The sequence below is a fragment of the Croceitalea marina genome (assembly GCF_042684265.1).
Classification (GTDB): Bacteria; Bacteroidota; Bacteroidia; order Flavobacteriales; family Flavobacteriaceae; genus Croceitalea; species Croceitalea marina.
This window is the reverse complement of sequence record NZ_JBHULB010000034.1, coordinates 1-1,158: the sequence shown is the minus strand read 5'-3', so window position 1 is coordinate 1,158 and position 1,158 is coordinate 1. Positions and strand designations below refer to the sequence as shown.

General features: G+C 33.4%; 3 protein-coding genes. 2 read left to right on the top strand and 1 reads right to left on the bottom strand.

What is annotated here, in order from left to right:
* Positions 1-154: 154 nt before the first annotated feature.
* Together ACFSQJ_RS14200 and ACFSQJ_RS14195 are read left to right on the top strand one after the other, a co-directional pair.
* Complete coding sequence (locus tag ACFSQJ_RS14200; RefSeq protein ID WP_377767635.1) at positions 155-445, top strand: contact-dependent growth inhibition system immunity protein; 291 nt, start codon at positions 155-157, stop codon at positions 443-445.
* A gap of 2 nt (positions 446-447) precedes the next feature.
* On the top strand, positions 448-894 hold the full coding sequence (locus tag ACFSQJ_RS14195; protein WP_377767634.1) for a hypothetical protein: 447 nt from the start codon (positions 448-450) through the stop codon (positions 892-894).
* A gap of 80 nt (positions 895-974) precedes the next feature.
* On the opposite strand, the gene ACFSQJ_RS14190 is transcribed toward ACFSQJ_RS14195, so the two are convergent.
* Positions 975-1,158, bottom strand: a 184-nt coding sequence (locus ACFSQJ_RS14190; RefSeq protein ID WP_377767633.1) for a hypothetical protein, incomplete at its 5' end; no start/stop codon positions are given.

Genomic DNA, 1,158 nt, shown 5'->3' with positions numbered 1-1,158 from the left:
GCCGAGACCTCGATGTCCCTCCTATTTAAGCTTGTTAATTGCTTTCTAAGCTAAAGCTTTAGCTTAGAAAATATTTTGATAATTATAGTATCTTCATCATCAATAACAAACATACGAGCCGAGACCGTTGGCAACAAGCTAAAGAAAACCGCAAGTGGAAACGAAATCAATCGAACAATTAGAAAAAGATATTTGGAAAAACCCATCAGAATTTCCGACTAATTTAGTTGAAAAATGCTATCGCTATCGGAAAATAAGTATAGCGGAATTGACTGACGAACAAATAAGACTTCTGATTTCCCAAGAAATCGGAATTAAACATCTAATCGGAATCGCTCTTAAAAAGCTTGTGGAGCAAAATTCCGAATTAATAAAAACTGAACTTGGAGAAAAGAAGTTTGATCAAATAAATGAAAAGACAAAAAACACTTCGCAAATCATTTAAAAATGAAGTTAAAAACAATAATACTGACTATAGGAATTTTATCTTTTTTAGTTGGCTGTAAAAAAGAGAATAGATATACAGATAAGCACGGAAACGTAATAATCAAAAAAGGCGATGAAACTTTTATAATCCCAGCCGAATATGAAAAAACTGGAGAATCCTATAAAATATTTTTCTTGAATAAGACAAATGAAACTATATCTGTTGAGGGAAAATTCAACTTGAATCCAAACCAAGAAATAATTTATGAAATGAAAGATACGGATTCAATACAGTTCAACTTTGGGGCAAAACTTTATTTTGCAGATTTTGGTTTAGAGAGAGATGATAACAAAAATCAACTAGCAGGAATTGGAGGTAAATTCTGGCAAACTTATAATGTTCCAGATGATGTAGAATATGGATTTGTGATTAGAAACCCAGGTGAAGGAGATGTACCTAATAAATAAAAAGCCAGTTGCCAACAATGTATAACCGCAATTACGGCGGATTCGACTAACGTCACAGAATCCATCTTAATTGCTATAGCTTATGAAAAATCAAAAATAATCGCTACTTTTATTCGTAACTGAACGGTTATACTAAGCCGATGATGTAGCATTCGCCTGCGGCGACTAAAATCACTACATCTCACTACGTTCAATTCCCATAATTTTAGAAATGCTACATCATCGCCGCGCTCTGTCAGATTGCTCAATACATAGATTAAAGGG

What these genes read in the sequence shown, in the direction of transcription:
- ACFSQJ_RS14195 (WP_377767634.1), top strand. Translation starts at nt 448, where the DNA reads ATGAAGTTAAAAACAATAATACTGACTATAGGAATTTTATCTTTTTTA.